The sequence below is a fragment of the Pedobacter sp. Leaf216 genome (genome assembly GCF_001421515.1).
In the GTDB taxonomy this organism is placed as follows: domain Bacteria; phylum Bacteroidota; class Bacteroidia; order Sphingobacteriales; family Sphingobacteriaceae; genus Pedobacter.
In genome coordinates this window covers 148,595-168,572 of record NZ_LMKM01000023.1, presented here as the reverse complement: position 1 = coordinate 168,572, position 19,978 = coordinate 148,595, and the positions used below count along the sequence as shown (strand labels likewise).

Sequence of the window (19,978 nt, the reverse complement as noted above, 5' to 3'; positions counted from 1 at the left end):
GCTATTTATGCGCCCGTTTAAGAAACAAGACCGTAGGCTTCGTTATTTCGGGCAGCGTGCACCGTAGCCGAAAAATCCCATGGTAATCGATCTATCTTTCATGCTAATGCTCGTTTCAAAAGAGCGCTTAATCGTAAATCGTTTAGAACGTTACGCTCACATAGTAGTGCCGACTAACGGCTTTACAAAATTTCTATACCCTTCTGTTCAAACGCTTCAAAAATCTGTTCATTTACCATACTTCGGGTTAAATCAGCTTTCGAAATATCCTTACACCAAAAATAAATATTAATGGTGCTATTCAGCTTACTTACCGGACTGATCATAATAATTGGTTCTTTGCTTATAAACACATTATTGTTTGCAGTAATGATCTCCCTAATTAAACCAACAACTTCTGTAGAGTTAAAAGGTTTAGCAATTAAAAGTGAAATATCTACACGCATCTGGTTGTTGCTCAGCGTCCAGTTGATGATGTTATTCGATAATATAGAGCCGTTGGGGATAATAATTTCTGCACCTTCATCGCTCAGGAGTGTACTTGCGCGTACACCGATTTCTTTTACCCTACCTTTTTTATTGCTCAATTCAACAATATCGCCGATACGTATCGTCTTATCAAAAATGAGGATAATGCCCGAAACGAAATTGCTCACAATGTTTTGCAAGCCTAATCCAATTCCCACACCCAGTGCACCAAGAATAACCGTTATTTTATCAATCGGTAAGCCCGATGCAGCAACCGCAATCATAAATCCGCCAATCAGCAATACCAAACGCGTAACCAATAGTTTTGAACGTTCACCTTTATTGTCATCAAAACTATCATCTCCGGTATCACCGAAAAAGTAGGCAATATATTTTTGCAAGAAGTTGGCAATCCAGATAATGCCCAGAAAAAGAACAATGCCGCCGAAGGTAAAAGAGAAACTTCCGATGACTCTTTTCTCCGTCAGGATTTCCATTACCGATTCGTAAAGTCCGTTAAAAATATTAAGGTTGGTAGTAAAAATTACAAACCAGATTATGGTGGCACCAATTCCTGTTAGTCTTTTAAGCCCGTTAATTACAGGCTGCCAGTCGAAGTGTTCCGGAAACCCTTTTCTAATCCTGCTGCTCTTCATTTGCAGTAAGAAAGCCTCTACCAATACTTTCGCCAGTATGGTGAGTGAAATGGCATTCAACAGCGAGCTTACGCCGGTAGAATAGAAAATTTGTGTAAGTGTAAAACGGCCGAAAAGGTTACAAAAGATAGCGATTATGGCAAAAGCGGTATAAATAAAGCCAGTGGTCAGAATCATTTTATACCTTTTGGTTTTCTCATCAAGCATTTTCCACACGTTTAAGCCATAAATAACTGAACTAATGGTTAAAAAAAGCAATAACCAGCGTTGGTATCTCGGTGGCATACCCAGTAAGCGCAGAAAAACCGGGGCAAGGAGCAATACCACAAATATGCACCAATAATAAAATAGCTTTGCGTCTAATTTTTTACGGAAAAATACCGTGAGCAATATGGCCAATATCACCTGTACCGCTTCTATGTAAAGCGCAGGGGCCCGCAGATCGAAAATGGGGGCCAGTGCAAAAAGCATAATAAAGGTAATGAGGTAGGGCTGCGGACTGATTAACGAAAAACCATCAAGGGTTTCTAAACGGCCGCGCTGTTTTACGCTTCTGAAATTAAAAAATACCCAAAAGAAAAATACCGCGCAGGTAAATAGCAGCAACGCTCTACTGCTCCTGGTGTATACAAAATAATAACCCGAAATTTCCTGTTCACCCTTAATAAACCTCCGGAAACCCATGCTTTTATTGGCCGGTCGGTTTACCGATTCCCAAAGGTAACGTCGTTCTTTGCCAAAAGCTTTTATACTCACAGCATCAAGCTGGTTATCGGTAAGGTACATCAACTCCTTAATGTTAATCAGGTTCGAAGATGTTCTGGCCTGTAAATTATTTATTGTTAAGGTGGTGGTTTTAAGTAAACTGTCCATCACAACACGTTTCTTCTTTAGCTCCGCAAACTGATCTTTAAACATGATGCGCATGGCAGGTTGCGTAAATACTTTAATCAGTACAGTATCCTTTCGCAGGTTAAGAATTTCAGTTTTAAGTGCCCGCAATTCCTTTTCATATTCATCAAGGTCTGCCAAGCAGTCTTTATTATTGCTTCTCAGCTCTTTTAGCAAGGTTTCGTCCATCTGCAAATTCTGCAGGTTCATTGTGCGATCGCTTTGCGTCAGTCTGCTTTTCAGCAAGGCAAGTGCAGCTTCATCCTGCGTTAAATGCGCTTCTATTGGTCTTAATTTTTTAAAGGAAGAAACCGTTACAGGTACTTTATTTACCACCTCGAAAACTTTTTCCAAATGGGCAAGGTAATCGCCTTTGGTAAGAGTAGCAGAATCTGAAAGGAGAGATACATCCTGACTCTTATCTACAGGTTTACCTTTTTGTGCAAATGTTTCGCCCGTAAAAAATAAGATGAAAAGTATAGGCAAAAAGTTTCGGATAGCTATGGAGAAAGAATTTCTTGTTATCATTGGGTTTTAAAAGTATTGAATATCTTTTTTTGCAGGAATGTAGGGTCAAAAATAACGATTTGAATTGATTTTATAGATAATGCCACTGGCTATAACAACGAATTGAATAATTGATAAAGTATTTAACAAACTAATGTTCATTTGAACAGAAATCGTATAATTTTAATCAACATTTATCGCCTTTGGTGGTTTAATCCTTATTGCCATTCAAAATTAGAAGATCGCTCATGAAAAAACAGACAAAAATTATCGTTGCCTTTATAGCCGTTATATTTTTACTTGCAGTGGTGTTTGTTTATAAATTACATTGGTTTGGTGCGGGCATGAAACCACAGCTGGCAGCAGCAACCAGTAATCCCGATAGTGCCGTACAGGCTGCTGCCGATACTCAAAAAGTAATTCTTCAGGCAAAAAATAGCGATGCAAAACCAATAGCAGATGTCGAATTTCCACAGCAGGGAAACACTGTTGAAGATTTTGTAACCGAACCGTACCAAATTGCGATGGATGCGAAAGGGCTACTCGATAACGATAACCTGGAAGATGTGGTTTTGGTGCTTCAGAACAAAACAGACAGTACCGATTTGCGTCCTACCCTAGTTTTGTTTAAGCAGCCCGCGGGCGGTTACCGTTTATATGCTGCTTCCTGGCAGGCCATTGGTGCCGAATACATCAACGGCGATTATCAGCAATATGATAGTGAAGACATCAAAATAGATGAACAAAGAAATTTAATCATTTCAACCTTTGGTAGTGGCCCCGTAGGCAACCGAGAAACCAGGTACCGCTTTATTGATAATGAGCTGGTATTTACCTATATGGAAACCTATAATGTAGGTGCCGGCCAACAAACAAGAGTAGAATATGATATACTAAACAGGAAGATAACCACTGAAGATATCAATACGATGAAAGAAAATATGCCCTCTGAATTGAGTTATGGCACAATGCGCAAACACAAACCCTACCTGTTTAAAGAAATAGACCCAATGACGGTTTTTACGGAGTAGCAGTCAATACGCTCAAACTGCACCCTTTTATAATCAAATTAATACATAGCTAACTTAAAGGCAAAACTGCGTTAATATTAAGCTAACGAAGGCAGACTAATTTTGCCTGCAAGATGAGGGATGTATATTTAAGCAAAAGTGATGAAGATTTAATGTCTTTATTAATGAATGAAGACCGCCTTGCACTCGAAATACTTTTTCACCGATATTATGCTCCCTTATGTAAGTTTAGTTCCATTTATGTTAAAGATTACAATAAGGCAGAAGAATTAATCGCCGATCTTTTTATGCGATTATGGGATAAACGGAACCATCTCGAGGTAAAGTCGGTTAAAAATTATCTGTTTACATCTGCCAAAAACCTGTCTTTTAATGCAATTCAGCGGGCAAAGCTAACGTTGCTAAGCTTAAACGATCATCAAAATACACTTGAGTATCCCGATAGCCATTTAAATCCGCAAGAATTGTTAACCAGTAGAGAATCCTATACCGAAATTATAGCCCTGATAGATCTTTTACCATCTAGGCAGCGTGAAGTACTTTTAATGAGCCGAATAGATCTGCTTGGAAAAGATACCATTGCCGATCTTTTAGGCATTTCAGTACGAACGGTAGAAACCTTGCTTTACCAGGCACTGAGAAATTTCCGTTCATATACCACCAACCGGCCCACCATTTAATCGCTCTATTCCATACTAAAGGTATATCCCGCCACTTAACATTTTGTTAATGGTAACTTAATATTTTTCGCTACGTATAATATCCGTTTATGCTGTCTTACCGGTAGAACAGCGATTAAATGAACGAACGTTACTATAAATTAATAGAAGATTACAGCAAAAAAACCATCCGTAGTGAAGATTTAACGGATTTACTAATATGGGTTGACAGCAGTTTGCAAAATCAGCAAATTTTTAGAGATACCCTACAGGCATTCGAAACCGCCGATTACTACTTAAATAAACCTGTAAACCAGCAAAAAAGCTGGTCGGCCATTCAGCAGCATATCGAAAAAACAAAAGAGGTTAATTTACCCCTTGCCAAAAAAATCAAACTGCTCAATTACCTTAAAATAGCAGCCGCTATAATTATTGTAGCCCTATTGCCTATCGTATATTTCAATAATTTCCATCCTGCAAAAAGCGCCGTTACCTATAATGAAATCTACAATCCAAGCGGCCAGAAAAGGCTGGTAACCATGCCCGATGGGTCGAATATTTACCTTAACGGCGACAGTAAAATCCGCTATGCTCAAAATTTTAATACCGGCAAAAGAATTGTTTATCTTGAGGGAGAAGCTTTTTTCGATGTTCAGCATCGCAGCAAGCAGCCTTTTATTGTATACACCGGAAAAGTAAGCACCACGGTTTTAGGCACATCCTTCAACATTAATGCCTATCAATCATTAAAAAATATCACCATTACCGTGCATAGTGGTAAGGTAGGCGTAGTAGTGAAGCGTAAAAATACAACAGCCCCGGCTCATTTTCTTTTACCAAATGAGCAGCTTACCGTGAATAAATTTACCGGAATGGCATCAAAACAAAATGTTAACGCCATCGACTTCGACAGTTGGAGAGAATATAAACTCTTTTTTTACGACAAACCCCTGAGTGAGATTGCTGAGGTAATTGGCCGCGAGTACGACCTTGATATTTCAATCAAGACAGAAGCCTTAAAAGAAATTAAGCTTACTGCAAAATTTGATAAATGCTCGGCAAAACAGATTATGGAAACCATAGCTAAACTGACCGGCTCAAAATACAAAATCTATGAAAACAAAGTAATCATTTATGAACAATAAACGATAAGATAGATATGAAGTAAAACTACTAAAAACGAAAAATGGCCCGAAATGCTGGACACATTCCGAGCCCTAAAAACTGTTTAAACTCATTTGACAAAGCAAAACTTAGTAAAGATATGAAAATTAATAACCGGTGGATGAAAAACATCCATCAGTATTCCTTAAAAGTTATGGCGTTAATGGCCATAATCATAACAACCCTGCTCGCTTTCCAGCAAGATGCAAATGCACAAAGTGAAAAGAAAATTTTATTCGAAGCCAACGGGGTAACCCTCAAAAAAGCTTTCGAAACTTTAGAAAAGCTCAGCGGGAACAATATCGCCTATAATAACAACCAGCTTGATGACCAAAGAAAGGTTTATGTATCCCGCGGACTCAGGCCCGTAAACGAAATACTGGATCTGCTTTTAAAAGGACTGCCATTTACTTATAAAGCAAATGGTACTGGCAATATCCTCATCATTGCAAAAAGCACATCAACAGGTAGACTAAAAGGAACCGTTTTGGATGAGAATAACCAGCCCATTCCAGCAGCAACCATTAAAATTGTAGAGCTGAACATTGTTGGGCAAACCAATAACAATGGCGAGTATAATTTTAACCTTGCACAGGGAACTTACACCGTTGAAGCCAGGTTTATTTCTTACCAGGTTGCAAAACGCCAACAGGTTAAAGTAAGCAATGCCGCTACAACAAGTGTTAATTTTAAACTCGTAGCAGCAGATAATTCGCTCGATGATGTAGTGGTAACAGCCCTGGGCATTAAAAGGCAGGAAAAAGCCCTTGGTTATGCGGTAACAAAGATTGATAGCAACCAGTTAACAGATGCGGTTTCTACCAACTGGACGGATGCACTTTCGGGTAAGGTAGCCGGGCTTAACCTGGTGAGATCAAACAGCGGACCAGCAGGTTCCAATAAAATTATCTTGCGCGGCGAAAATAACCTGACAGGCGATAACGAAGCACTGATTGTACTGGATGGAGTAGTAATTAACAACAGCGGCGGCAGAAGAACCGCAAATGGATCCGACGGTGTGTACGGAACAGGAAGCGACAACATGCCTGCCGATTACGGGAGTACCATCAACGACATCAACCCTGAAGATATTGAAAGTGTAACCGTGTTAAAAGGTCCTGGTGCAGCGGCGTTGTATGGGCAGCGAGGCGCAAACGGAGCTGTAATTGTAACCACTAAATCGGGAAATGCCAAACATAAAAAAGTAAATATAAGGTTCACTTCCAACGGATCATTCGAAGAGGTTAACCGCTGGCCAGATCTGCAATATGAGTATGGGCAGGGGTTAGATGGTGCATCTTATTATTCTTACGGCGCAAGTGCCGATGGGGCAAGTACCAGCGGAACCAGTTCTGCTTACGGACCCCGTTTTGACGGACAAATGTTCTTTCAATACGATCCGGTTACACAAGCCGCAGGTAAAACCCGAACACCATGGGTACCGTACAAAAATGAGATCAGGGATTTCTTCAGTACAGGCGAAAACTTAACCAACTCGTTGAGTTTGGATGGCAGGTATAAAAATACAACCGCCCGTTTTTCCGTAACCAATCAGAACAATACCTGGATCATCCCTAAAACAGGCGTAGAGCGCACCACAATTACCTTATCGACCAATACCGATGTTACAAAGAAGCTTAAAATAACAACAAAGGTTAATTACGGTAACAGGTACAGCGATAACCTGCCGGGCGCGGGTTATGGTAACCAATCGTTAATGTATTGGTTCATTTTTTGGCAGCCAAACGCCAGTCTGGATATGATCAGGAATTATTGGGCAATTGGAAAAGAAAACTTATCCATCAAGTACCCCTTCAGTTCTTTTCCCGAAAACCCTTATGCTGTGGTAAACGAATTTATCAATAAAACAGGCCGTAACAATGTAACTGCAAATATCCAGGCCAGCTATCAGTTTAATAAAGAATTAAGCCTTTTGCTGCGGTCGAGCATCGATTATTCAGAAGAACGCCGTGCGCAGGAACGCCCATATGATGCAGGAAGCCGTTTGCCACAAGGCTCAGTCCGTAAACAGCACATCAATGCACAAGAAACCAATATCGATTTCCTGTTAAGGTATGATAAAAAGATCAGTAAAAATTTCAGTATCAATGCCACATTGGGCGGAAGTGAATTAAGGAATAAATACAATAAATCCGATCTGCGGGCCGATGGTTTGGCAATTCCAAATGTGTACGAGCTAGAGAATAATTTATACCCGTTAATTTCCATTCCAGATACCAGTAGGTACCGCATCAACAGTTTTTACGGGGTTTTATCTACCAACTATAAAAATTATTTCTATGTAGAACTTACCGGACGTAAAGATTGGAGTAGCGTACTGGCAACCGCCACCAGAAAAGACAACGTGGGCTTTTTCTATCCCGCAATCAGTTCCAGTTTCGTATTGTCTGAGTTTTTTAAACTTCCAAAAGTAATCAGCTTTGCCAAACTCCGGGCTTCAGTTTCTCAGGTAGGCAGCGGTGGTACAACTCCTTATCGCACAGCATATACTTATTCATTGGCTGCAAACGGTACCTATCCCGATAGCTCATTGGTAAACCCTACCATTTTACCTAACGAAAACTTAAAACCACTCAAAACAACCACTTATGAGGTGGGTACAGAGATTAGCTTGTTTAAAGGAAGATTAGGACTTGATGTTGCCGTTTATGCCGGAAATACCAAAAACCAGATTTTAACGCGGATAGTAGACCGTTCTTCTGGTTATAACCAGGCACTGATTAATGCAGGGCAAGTAAACAATACAGGTGTCGAAATTGCACTGAACGGAACACCGGTTACTACCAAAGGTGGCTTTAAATGGACGGTTAATGCAACATTTGCATCCAACTCAAACGTAATTAAAGCATTAACGGATAGTTCCATCATCTTAAGAACAGGGCCCGTTGCAGGTGGCCAGATTGTGGCCAAGGTTGGCGGTAGTATGGGCGATTTATACGGCAGGGGCTATGTACGCGATCCGCAGGGAAATGTGGTTTACGATGCCACAACAGGTTTTGCAAAAATTACCAATGATGTGGTTTACCTGGGCAATACCATGGCAAAATACAAATTTAGCATCGGCAGTACTTTTGCCTATAAAAACCTGAGTTTAAACGTTCTTTTTGATGCACAGGTTGGCGCGGTTGCACATTCTTTATTGAACTACAAAATGGTAGAACAGGGCAAGCTTACCAGTACCTTGCCAGGCAGGTACAACGGCATTGTTGGCGAAGGCGTTGTGCAGCTGGCTGATGGATCTTATGTGAAAAATACCACTGTTGCCTATGATATAGATGAGTATTACCGCTCGCATATGGGCGCTGATAATGCAGAAGGAAGTACTTTTAGTACCGATTTTATCAAATTCAGAGAAGCCGCTTTAAATTATAAGTTCAATCCGCGTTTTGTTAAAAAACTAGGTCTATCGTCGGTAACCTTCGGGCTTTACGGCCGTAACCTGTTTATCTGGTCGCCCTGGCCAATGTTCGATCCCGAATTTGGTACACTCAGCGGTTCTGATATTGTTACCGGGTTTGAAATCGGTCAATTTCCTTCAACCAGAACCTATGGTTTCAATTTATCAATAGGCATATAATCTTTTAAAAAATGAAAAAGAACCTATATAAAACTATCGGCATTTTAATGCTGTCAGTTACAACGCTTTCATCATGCGATAAAAACTTTGAAGAGATCAATATCGATCCGATCAATATCCTCAATACAACACCAGATAAGTTACTGGCCCCCGCCCTGGTAAATACGCTTACAGCAGGGATGACCCGTAACCGCAACTTTAACAACGAACTGATGCAGGTTACCGTCAGTATCAGTGATGGCGATGGAACAGTTTTTAGATACGAATACAGAAGTACCTTTTCTGATTACCTGTGGAACGCCTGGTATGTACAGCTAACCAATTTTAAAGATATCTATAAACTTGCAGGCCAGCCAGCCATGGCCAATAAATCTTACCAGGGCATTTCCTTGGTCTGCCAATCGTGGGTTTATTCCATGTTATCTGATACCTATGGTGATATTCCTTATTTCAATTCCAACCAGGGCAGCACGGGTATTTTAGAAGCACATTTTGATAAACAGAAAGATATTTATCTGGATATATTTAAGCAGCTCGAAGAGGCCAATACACTCCTTAGTGCCGGCACGGCAATTACCCCCTCAAGCGATCCGGTATTTAAAGGCGACATCGCCAAATGGCGTAAGTTCTGCAATTCATTATACCTTAGGTTATTGTTAAGGGTGTCGGGCAAATCTGATATCTCTGCCCAGGTTATCGCAAAGATCAAAGAAATTGTAGATACCAATCCTACCGGTTATCCTACCATGAAAAATAACAGTGAGTCGGCTACTTTAAAGTGGACAGGTTTAACCGGAACTGATCCTTTTGTTAACCCATATGTAAATGGCGTAAGGGTGCAGGATTTCAGGGCACCGGCCATCGGGAGCTTTTTTATCGAACATTTAAGAGATTGGGCCGATCCCAGAATCGATGCCAATGCGCCCAATGGCGATGGAGGGGTAAACAGGCTGGGCATTGCCCAGGGATCGCAAGGTTATTCCGGCGTGCCAAGTGGTTATGCAATAGGTGCCGGCGTGGTAAAACAAGCTTATTTTTATTCTTACGATCAAGCGTTGGGAAGCAGTACTTACGGAGCCAAATCCCTGCAACAATCGGCCAAAACAGGTATCTTGATGAACTATGCAGAATTGCAGTTTATTTTGGCCGAAGCTGCGGTAAAAGGCTGGATTAATGGATCAGCAGCGAGTTATTACAATGCAGGGATTGCCAATGCCATTAATTACTGGGTTCCCGCATTTTCAACCACAACAACAGCCGCAGCTTTTACCAATTATGTTACAGCAGCCGATATAGATTGGGATAATACACAATCTACTGAAGGTAAAATGGAACAAATCCACCTGCAGAAGTATTTTTCGTTATTCCTTGTCGATATGCAGCAATGGTTCGAGTACCGCCGCACCGGTCATCCTGTTTTGCCAAAAGGTGCCGGTTTAAGAAATGGTGGCGTAATGCCGGCACGTATGACCTACCCGGTATATGTACAATCTGCAAACCCAACAAGTTATCAGCTCGCTGTGGCAGCACAGGGACCAGATGCAATCAATACAAACGTATGGTGGCAAAAACCCTAAATGTTCACCATTAAAATTATAAAAATGAAAAAGATAATATATTATAGCATAATTTTCCTTTGCATGTCTCTGGTGTGGATCGGGTGTAAAAAATCGAATTATCCGGGCGGAGTAATAGGCGATTATGTGCCTTTATATGATTTAAGAAATTTATATAAAGGTACCGATGTTACCCTTACTGATGAGAATATGTTCGGCTCAGGCAGCATAACCGGAGTGGTAATTTCAGATCATTCTGGTAATAACCTGCCCGCAGGTTTGCTTATCATTCAGGATAGACGCCGTTTGGGTTTAATCCGAGGTATCTCTATTCCAATCGGACCAGAAGCCGCCAAATATGTGCCGGGAGATTCAGTAGGCATAAAAGTAGCCGGAGCGGTGTTGAAAAGAGTAGATGGGATTTTGCAAATTACAGGCGTTTCGCCGAGTGCAGTTACCAAACTTGCATCTAAAGTGGCTATTCCGCCTAACCGCGTAGGAAGCAGTTTTATTTTAGCCAAGCCAAATGATTATGAAAGCACCTTGGTAGCCATTGTAAAAGCAGGCTTTGAGCCCGCACTTAGTTCAGATGCGACCTATGGCGGCGATAAAATAATAAACGATGGTTTCGATAATTTTACCTTGCATACCGAGAAAAATGCAACTTTCGCATCCAACGGAGGGCTTAACTTTAATGGCAATTATTACGGTATTATCTTTAACACGGTAGGTACAAATGGACAGTTGAAACCGCACCAGAGAATGCGTACCATTAAAGATGCAGTAGCTTTAAGTTCTGTACCTGATATTGCCTCGGCTATCATTACTGGTTATATGGCCGATGCAGAAGGAGGCGATGGAAACTATGAATACATGCAGTTTATGGCCACCAGGGATATCGATTTTGCCGTAACCCCATTTTCTGTCGTGGTAACCAATAATGCGGGTGCCTCTACGCCAACAGGGGTTTTTCCCATCAAAGGTTGGGCAACAGGTGCCGATGCATTAATTACTCCGGCCGGACTGGTAGCAAGAACTTACAAATTCAATTTAACCTCAGGCAAGGTTTTTAAAGGTGAGTTCTTTTATGTGGGAGGTTCCGCTAAAATGATTAATGGTTCAAAATCCAAATCCATAGCCTCATCAAAATGGATCAGATCAAAGGATTATACCGTTGCGATTCCTGCAGGTGCCCCGGCAGGAAACGGAGATGGTTTTGGTTTGTACACAACAGGATTATTTGCCAATAGTGGCAATGCTTCAGGTTTTGCCATTTTCGAGGGCACGACGATTGATGTAAACAGTGCACCAATTGATGTAATTTTTATCGGCAGTGGCGGAAGTTTGTACAATGCCCCTTCAGTTGGCTATAAGATTGCCAATACCGATTTTTATGATAAGATCAATCCGATCACGCTTGCACCGCAGCCCTATTACCGAAGCGGAGAAAATACCCTGAGCTTTAATTACCAGTTACCTGCCGATCAAGGTTTCTGGAACAAGCTAGGCGGAGTATACAATCCTGCTTTAGGAAAGTGGATGAAAGCAAGGAGCCAGTCGAATATTGATTTAAACACCTCATCAACCATAGAAGATATTGAAGGTACCTCTTTAATTAAAATTTTGAATGGCGTAACAGGAGAATATGTCCGTACCGATACCATTCCCTCAACAAGATTAAAGTAGGATCATCAAAAGAACCTTTAATCAGGTTAAACCCAAAACAAAGTTTTTGCTTTGTTCTGGGTTTTTTATTTAAATCTGTTATCAATGGCATTTAATCAGTATCGCCCAGTACTTCGTCTATAATCCCATGTTCTTTTGCTTCGGCCCCGTTCATCCAATAGTCCCTGTCTGATGCGCGATGTACCCAATCATAACTCTGGCCGCTGTGTTTCGCGATAATGGAATAAAGATCCTGCCTTACCTTCACCACCTGCTTTGCGGTAATCTCAATATCTGCCGAAACACCCTGCACCCCGCCCGAAGGTTGATGGATCATTACACGGGAATGTTGTAATGCAGCACGTTTTCCCGCCTTCCCTGCACAAAGCAATACCGCACTCATAGAAAAAGCCATACCAATACAAATGGTGCCCACATCGGGTGTAATCAATTGCATGGTGTCATAAATGCCCATGCCCGAATATACATCACCTCCAGGCGAGTTGATGTAAAGTTGAATGTCTTTTTTAGCATCCACTGATTGCAGAAAAAGTAATTGTGCCTGTATGATGTTGGCCATCCGATCTGCGACAGGCTCACCAAGAAATATAATCCGGTCCATCATAAGTCGCGAAAAAACATCCATTTGTGCCACGTTCAACTGCCGTTCTTCAGTGATATAGGGCGTCATGTTTTTGGGTAGGTTTATCGGTCGGTTGAGGTACCTATCCACGTATTGACTGCCTATACGCTGATGTTTAACTGCGTATTTTCTAAATTCGTTGCGGTTGATATTCATGATTAAAGCTTTTTAAATAGATTGGCAATGCGCCGTATAAGGTCCTGATATTCTGGTTCCGCGTTTAATTTTTCTTGTGCGGCAATAATTTCAGCCTTGATTTTTTTACGGCTATACTGTTTAATCAGTCCATAAGTATAATCCTGTTGGGCTACATCTTTTGCCAAGCTTGTATTTAATAACATATCCGCTTGAAACAAAAAAGTTTCTTCAGGAGCCATGCAACCTAAAAGATAATCATCTATTTTTTTGATATTATTCAATGAAGTCCGCATAGTTTAATAAGTTTTGTTTAACACTTTCCCTAACTTTCTCCAGACATTTGTATTTTGCCACTGTTGCCGAATGCACACCCGAGTAGCCAAATCGGCCAGCAAGTTTGGCTACTGGTAAATTATCGAAATAGAAAGCCTGTAGTAGATCCATACAACGTCTCCCCGCAGTTTCCAAATAATGCAGTATTTTATGGCTCGCATGCTGTACATCAGTGTCGGCCTGTATATCAAAATCGTTTAAGGGTTGGCTTAGCATCGATTTTTTATAATGTTGCAGCCAGAGTTTTTTGGCAATCCCCAACAAATACGCTTGCTCATTCACAATGGTTTCGGCGTTTGCAGATATGATTTTTTCATAATAAATGACCAATGTATCCTGGAAAATGTCCTGCGCTTCATCTAGGGTACCGCCCATTTTCGCCACGTAACGGGCTACAGACGAAAATGCCTTCTTGTAAAGCGCGATAAAAAATGCTTCACGCATTTCAACCGTTAAAAATGTCTTGTTGCTCTCTGCCATCATGCTGTTTATTGCTAGGTGTAGAATATTCACCAAATATCACCCGCGAAATCGATTTTTTTTAACTATAATTCGGAGGCAAAGCTGGACAGGCATCAAAAGAAGTCAGCTAGTGGGTAATAGAACAACTACACTAACGCCGGAAAAGGAAACGCAAGAGGGCTTTTAAGCCCAAACCTTACTCTTTACTCAAATAAATACTTAAAATACCGTAAGCGGCAGTTTTGTTATCCCCATAAGCCAACAGATTTTTATCAGTAATCCTTGAGGTAATCCGCATGTGTTTATCAGTCTGTTCCTCTATCCTCCAGTCGGCTTGTTTAACGGCTACGTCGGGGTTGCTGAATGAGAGAATCCTTGTATCCGCATTCCGTTTAAGGGTATAGTCCGAAACAATTACATTCATATTGATATCAGTTGAAATTTTCACCTGTTTGTTGTCAAATGTCCAGTATGTTTTTATTGCATCTGCAATAAGATGGCTAACTTCAACGCCCGATGAATTGTACAGTTGAAGATCATATCCGCCGGTCGTCCATTTTCCGCTCAAAGTTTCACTAGTGCTGTTATCTGCGTCTTTTTTGCAGCCCAATATACTGATTACCACAAACAAAAGAAATACTATACGTTTCATAGTTGATAGTTAGAGAGTTAAAGTTAATAAATGGAGATGATTAAACAAATGGGTTGTTAAAAAAAAGGCGCTTCCATTTTACCGGAAACACCTTTTAACTAACTAAACCAACTTAATGCCTAATTGTATCCAGGATTTTGCTTCAATTTCGAATTGGAATTCAGGATATCCCTTCCCAAAGGAAAGATTTCTGTATGGTTATCTGCATCAGGTTTTTTATCCCACCAGGATCCCTTGGTAAAAACGCCCCAGCGGATGAGGTCAGTTCTGCGCCGGTTTTCACCGATAAATTCCCTTCCCCATTCATCTAACATTTCCTGATCCGTAAGTTGTTCGCCACCAGGCGTGTATAAGCTTGGCGAACCGGCAGGATAGTTCCGTTGCCTTACCTGGTTTAAGTAACCTGCTGCGCCTGCTTTATCTCCAGTCCGGTAACGGCATTCTGCCAGGGTATAGTATACCTCGGTTAGGCGTATTTCTGCATAAGCAGAAGTAATGCGGTTAGGATCCGGAGTAGGGTAGAACGGATATTTTACCAAAAAAACCCCGGAGTTGTGATCTGCATGGTTCATATTTGATTCTTTATCTGCAATTTTGGTACCTGGTTTTGCATTTAAAAAAAAGCCAACCTGATCCCGGATAAACAGGGCATATGGACCTTTATTTCCCCTTACAGTATCTACTTTCGGATTGCCGTTAACTGTTGCTGTATAAGGGAGGTAACCGTATAAAAACATCCCTTCACGTTTACTGTCGCCAAGGTTCCTGTATTTTTTCAATCGCAGGTCATCAGGGTATTTCTGGAATTTTACAAAAGGTTTTCCTAAAGCATGCGCATATTCCACACTATCTACATCTCGCCCGGGTTGCAGCGCATAGCGGGGGTTGGATTGACCCAGATCGGTAAAACCGCAATAAAGCGGCGCTGCGTCATAAGTCATACCCCAAAAAAACATCCCGCCATCATATTGCCAGTGTGTTCTGGTAAGCGTGCCCGGAAATCCGTAAATCACCTCCGAATTTAATGTTTTATTGGTATAATCGAAAGGTGCATCCCACCGCGTATCCAAGGTATATGCACCATATTTGCCGGTAATAATATCGCGGCAAACTGTTTCACAGTCGCTGTATCTATCCGTGCCGATATATACTTTGGCATTCAGGTAAAGGCGCGAAAGTAAGGTAGCGGCGGCTGCTTTGGTCCACCTGCCTATACCATTTGCACCGAGTTGTTCCCTAGTAGGCAGAAAAGGAATTGCGGCTTTCAGTTCCGATTCGATGTAATTAAAGGTTTCTTGTGGCGAAGCCTGCACACCGCCTTGAGTAGTATTTTTTACATCGGTGACAATTTCAATATTCCGGTAAAAATCAAATGCACGGAGATAAAACCATGCCCTTAACGTTCGTAGTTCTGCCTTAAAATCATTCAGCTCTTCAACCGTTACGTTAAGTTTGGTAGGGTCGGCAATGCCTTCCATATCCTGTAGCGAGTTGGTGGAGAGTACGATGCCCTGATAAAAATTTCTCCACGCGCCGTTGGTAAAACCGTCTTGCGAGGTCCAGGTGTGGTAATGCATTCTTTGGTAATATCCACCGTCCTGCCAGTCGCCCTGGCGGTTATAGGTGCCGATTTCATCGGTAGAGTTTTCACCGACCGCATAAACATCATTCCCTTGAATGCTCCAGTATGCATGCTCAAACGGGCGCAGAAAATCCCTGATCACATCATCCCTTCGGGTAAGAAAATTTGCAGCATCAACCTTGTCATAAACCTGTTCGTCCAGTTTAGTACATCCCGCAACTACCATAAAACATGATAAAATGCCGGTGATAAATAATTTATAGTTTTTCATTTTTCCAGTTTTAAAATGTTACCTGTAAGCCAAAAATCAGCTGAAGTGTAGATGGATAATAGTTAAGGGAAGTGTTTACACCCGGTGTTAGTCCGTTTACCTGGACAAGATCAGGATCACCGCCTGTAAAGCTGGTAAAAGTATGCAGGTTCCTGCCGGTAGCATAAATTCTTAAAGAATTAAGGTATTTCGTTTTAATCGGCTGCCTGTAACCAAGCGATACATTATCGATTTTTAAGAAAGAGCCGTTTTCAAGAAAATAATCAGATGCAATTGAGGTTGTTGCGTTACTTTTTAACAGCGAATATTTGCTGCTGCTGTCATAAGCAGATTTTAACACATTGGCATCACTCTGGCTTGATGGCGTGCCGATATAAAATGCTGAGGTATTGAATATTTTGTATCCAAAGGTACCTCTGAGAAAAATACTAAGGTCGAAACGTTTATAATGGAAGGTGTTGCCCATTGAGGCAATAAATTTTGGTAATCCGTTGCCTACAAACTGCTTATCGTCATTGGAAGCGAGATTGGCCTGAACAGTGGATCCATCTTTTCTATACACCAACAATGCTCCGGCATCGTTGACCCCGGCAGCGCGGAGCATATAAAATTCGCCGATACTGTGGCCTTCCTGTATCCGTTGGATATTACCTGGAGAACCTGGTGCAGGGAGTCCGGCAACATCCTGAAAAGTACCGCCCTGGTAAATCTGGTTCGAAAAAGAAATGAATTTATTGCGGTTATAAGAAAAAGCAACACTAACATTGTAACCAAAATCATCCTTTTTAATCACCTCACCGCTCAGGGCAAGCTCAATACCATAGTTTTTCATTGTGCCTACATTGGCAAAAGTTATGCTCTGCGGATTTGGCGGTACAGGAACGTTATAATCGCCCAAAAGATCCTTATTGGTTCTGATGTAGTAATCCAATGAACCGCTGATCCGGTTTTTTAAGATTGAAAAATCCAGACCAACATTAAAATTTACCGATTTTTCCCAGCTTAAATCAGGGTTAACATTCGAAGAAGGGCCGTATACCTGGTAATATTGCCCGTTGTAAGGAAAATATCCGGCACCACCATATAACAAAAGAGATTTGTAGTTGTCAAAATCCTGATTTCCTGTAACACCATAATCCGCCCTGATTTTTAATTCATCAATCCAGGGAAGTTTGCCTTTGATAAAGGCTTCTTCGGATAAGCGCCACGCGGCAGAGGCTGCCGGGAAGTTTCCCCATTTATTGTTCGTTCCAAATTTAGATGATCCTTCTCGGCGCAAACTGGCTGTAAGGATGTAACGGCTGTTGAAATCGTAATTTACCCTGCCAAAAAAAGAAATTAATGTAGATCCGTTTTGTGTAGAGCCCACTGCCGATTGGCCCTGACCTGCAGCACCGCCATTATATAAGCCCGAACCCAGGTTGTTCCATTCATAGGTGTCAAATGGGAAATCGTAGTTCTGCGCAGAAAACTGCTTGTAATTGTAAAGCGAATAAGAATAACCTCCAAGTACCTTGAAATGATTTTTCCCGAAATCTAAATTATAATTTCCCGTCCATTCAATATTTTTCTGGTCGTTTTCCTGCTGTTCCTGCCTGGCAAAATTTGTTTGAGTAATCTTGTTGGCCTGTACCACCGATGACAGGGTAGAAGGAGTAAAATTCAAATTCTTGAGCGAGCGGCTGATTTCTGAAACCGTAACAGTGGTACTCAGGTTAGGAAGAATATTCATTCTTAACGATCCATTTACATCCAGTTCCTTTATCTCTGCTTCCGATTTGATCATATTGGCATTTTCAACCGGGTTATTGGAGAAAAAACCAGTGTTAATGTAATTGTATTTGCCAGCATTGTTAAAAATGGGATAAGTAGGATTAAGCGTAAGCGCATTGTTGAAATTTCCCTGATCGGCATTATTTGTTTTCATCATCCTTGGGGCCACACTAAGTGAGGCCACAAACATGTTGTTATCAGTGGTATGGTTTATTGTCAATCTGCCACCATATTCCCGTTTGTGTGCACGCAGGTCAATACCATCAGCTTCACGGTAATCGGCAGAAGCAAAATAATTTGTTTTGGCCGAACCACCCGAAAACTGAACGGTATGTTTTTGCGCAAAAGCAGGCGAATTGGTCACCTCATCAAGCCAATTGGTTTTTGCTTTATAATCCTGTCCTTGTTTGTTGGCCACGCGGTTTGCAATAAACTCATCAGCACTCAGGTTTTCCAAACGGTTGTTAAGGTAGTCGAAACTCGCATAACCATCGTAAAACATTCTCGATTGTGCACCCCCTCTTTTAGTAGTGATGATAATTACGCCGTTACTTCCCCTTGTACCATAAATTGCAGAAGCGGCACCGCCTTTTAAAACATCAATGCTTTCAATGTCGTTCTGGTTAATGTTATCAATGTTGCCACCAGGTACCCCATTGATCACATAAAGTGGACCTAACCCTGCATTACGTGAAGAAACGCCCCGCAGTTGAATGCTCGGGCTCGAATTGGGATCGGCGCCAGCCGTGTTGGTAATGTTTAAGCCAGGTACTTTGCCCTGTAGCGACATTAGCGGGTTATTTGAGGCTACTGCAAGCAGATCTTTTGAAGATATGTGGGTAATGGCACTGGAAACTTCCCGCTTATCGAGCGTGCCATATCCAACGCTCACCACCACCACTTCATCAAGGGTATTGGTTGCTGGACTTAAAGTTACGTTTAGCGTATTTTCTGCCGGAACCGGTAAGGTTTTGGCGGTATATCCAATAAAAGAGAAAGTAATGGTTTTTGCACCAGCAGGAACGGTGATGGTATATAGTCCCTTTGCATTTGTGGTTGCGGTTGATGATTTAGCATTATCAGTGATGTTCACCCCAGGGAGTGTAGAATTGTCGGTAATATCAGTTACCAACCCGGAGATGGTTCTGGTTTGTGCATTTGCTGAAAATGCGAGTACACACATAACTGAGCATACGCCAAGCAACAGTAAAAATTTCCTGTACATGTAATCAAATTTAATTCGGTTATTGTTAGTTTAGTTTTTCAAAAAGCGTGAACCCCGTTTGGCAAGCCCGGTTTGCCGATATTAGGCTAACTTCGATGAATTCGTTTTTATGGCTTACAAGGCCGCGATTCAGACTGGCAGGAGTTAACCTTACTGTTAAGGAGGTTTTTTCTTTCTCATAATAGGTCGATATTCCCGCCTGCAACGGTCTGAAATTTAAAAGCTAAATGGATTTAATGATGAAGCTCTTAAATAGCGCCTGGCCTTTGGGAATTTGATTAATTTGGTTAAATGCTTGTTCTGCTCATAACCGGACTGCGCCGGCAGATCAGAAGAACGAAATTATCAATTGCCTTGTATTGATGTATAGCCACAAGAGGGCCGCTATGAAATGTATAAGAAAAAAAGCGTGTTTAAATTGTTAAGTATTTGAAAAATAATGTTTTGTGATATATTATGTCTGGGAAAATATAAACTTAAATCCGCATACAGATGCAAAAATAGCATGATAAGAAAAGGATAAATCCCATATTCTGATGCTGTTTCGGTTTAAAATGGCCAATCCTGTTTTGCCTTGATAAAGAGCTTGCCTGGTACACTATAGTTGAAGCAACCTCAAATGATAATTCATTTTTTTAAACCTGAGATTATAAATTGTTATAATTTTGAGAAAAGCATTCCTTTAAAATGAAATTTTTAATAGT

13 protein-coding genes are annotated in these 19,978 nt (G+C 41.2%); 6 read left to right on the top strand and 7 right to left on the bottom strand.

Annotated features, from left to right (window positions below; genetic code table 11):
- Window positions 1-182: 182 nt before the first annotated feature.
- Window positions 183-2,543, bottom strand: coding sequence for a mechanosensitive ion channel family protein (locus ASE74_RS16100; protein ID WP_082458810.1), 2,361 nt, complete (start codon window positions 2,541-2,543; stop codon window positions 183-185).
- A gap of 227 nt (window positions 2,544-2,770) precedes the next feature.
- Between ASE74_RS16100 and ASE74_RS16095 the strand changes: the two genes are divergently transcribed.
- The 6 genes from ASE74_RS16095 (at window position 2,771) to ASE74_RS16070 (ending at window position 12,216) form a co-directional block, all read left to right on the top strand.
- Window positions 2,771-3,553, top strand: a complete 783-nt coding sequence (locus ASE74_RS16095; protein WP_055911178.1) for a hypothetical protein — start codon at window positions 2,771-2,773, stop codon at window positions 3,551-3,553.
- Between the two features lie 113 nt (window positions 3,554-3,666).
- Window positions 3,667-4,233, top strand: coding sequence for an RNA polymerase sigma factor (locus tag ASE74_RS16090; protein WP_055911177.1), 567 nt, complete (start codon window positions 3,667-3,669; stop codon window positions 4,231-4,233).
- A gap of 119 nt (window positions 4,234-4,352) precedes the next feature.
- Window positions 4,353-5,357, top strand: coding sequence for a FecR family protein (locus ASE74_RS16085; RefSeq protein WP_055911176.1), 1,005 nt, complete (start codon window positions 4,353-4,355; stop codon window positions 5,355-5,357).
- Window positions 5,358-5,476: 119 nt separating this feature from the next.
- On the top strand, window positions 5,477-8,974 hold the full coding sequence (locus ASE74_RS16080) for a SusC/RagA family TonB-linked outer membrane protein (protein WP_055911175.1): 3,498 nt from the start codon (window positions 5,477-5,479) through the stop codon (window positions 8,972-8,974).
- Window positions 8,975-8,985: 11 nt separating this feature from the next.
- Window positions 8,986-10,551, top strand: a complete 1,566-nt coding sequence (locus ASE74_RS16075; RefSeq protein WP_055911174.1) for a SusD/RagB family nutrient-binding outer membrane lipoprotein — start codon at window positions 8,986-8,988, stop codon at window positions 10,549-10,551.
- A gap of 24 nt (window positions 10,552-10,575) precedes the next feature.
- A complete protein-coding gene (locus tag ASE74_RS16070; protein WP_055911970.1) occupies window positions 10,576-12,216 on the top strand; it encodes a DUF5689 domain-containing protein in 1,641 nt (546 codons plus the stop codon).
- Window positions 12,217-12,307: 91 nt separating this feature from the next.
- On the opposite strand, the gene ASE74_RS16065 is transcribed toward ASE74_RS16070, so the two are convergent.
- From ASE74_RS16065 to ASE74_RS16040, 6 genes are all read right to left on the bottom strand, one after another.
- On the bottom strand, window positions 12,308-12,994 hold the full coding sequence (locus ASE74_RS16065) for an ATP-dependent Clp protease proteolytic subunit (protein WP_055911172.1): 687 nt from the start codon (window positions 12,992-12,994) through the stop codon (window positions 12,308-12,310).
- 2 nt (window positions 12,995-12,996) lie between these two features.
- Window positions 12,997-13,257 (bottom strand): hypothetical protein, encoded by a 261-nt coding sequence (locus ASE74_RS16060; protein ID WP_055911170.1) that lies wholly within the window; start codon window positions 13,255-13,257, stop codon window positions 12,997-12,999.
- Window positions 13,250-13,792 carry an RNA polymerase sigma factor gene (locus tag ASE74_RS16055; protein ID WP_082458808.1) on the bottom strand — a complete coding sequence of 181 codons (543 nt, stop codon included), beginning with the start codon at window positions 13,790-13,792 and terminating at the stop codon, window positions 13,250-13,252. Before ASE74_RS16055 ends, ASE74_RS16060 begins: the two co-directional genes overlap by 8 nt.
- 175 nt (window positions 13,793-13,967) lie before the next feature.
- Window positions 13,968-14,423: a hypothetical protein gene (locus tag ASE74_RS16050; protein ID WP_055911168.1), complete on the bottom strand. Its 456-nt coding sequence runs from the start codon at window positions 14,421-14,423 to the stop codon at window positions 13,968-13,970.
- A 119-nt stretch (window positions 14,424-14,542) separates the two neighbouring features.
- Window positions 14,543-16,276 (bottom strand): RagB/SusD family nutrient uptake outer membrane protein, encoded by a 1,734-nt coding sequence (locus tag ASE74_RS16045; protein WP_055911166.1) that lies wholly within the window; start codon window positions 16,274-16,276, stop codon window positions 14,543-14,545.
- 10 nt (window positions 16,277-16,286) lie between these two features.
- A complete protein-coding gene (locus tag ASE74_RS16040; protein WP_055911165.1) occupies window positions 16,287-19,274 on the bottom strand; it encodes a SusC/RagA family TonB-linked outer membrane protein in 2,988 nt (995 codons plus the stop codon).
- Window positions 19,275-19,978 lie beyond the last annotated feature (704 nt).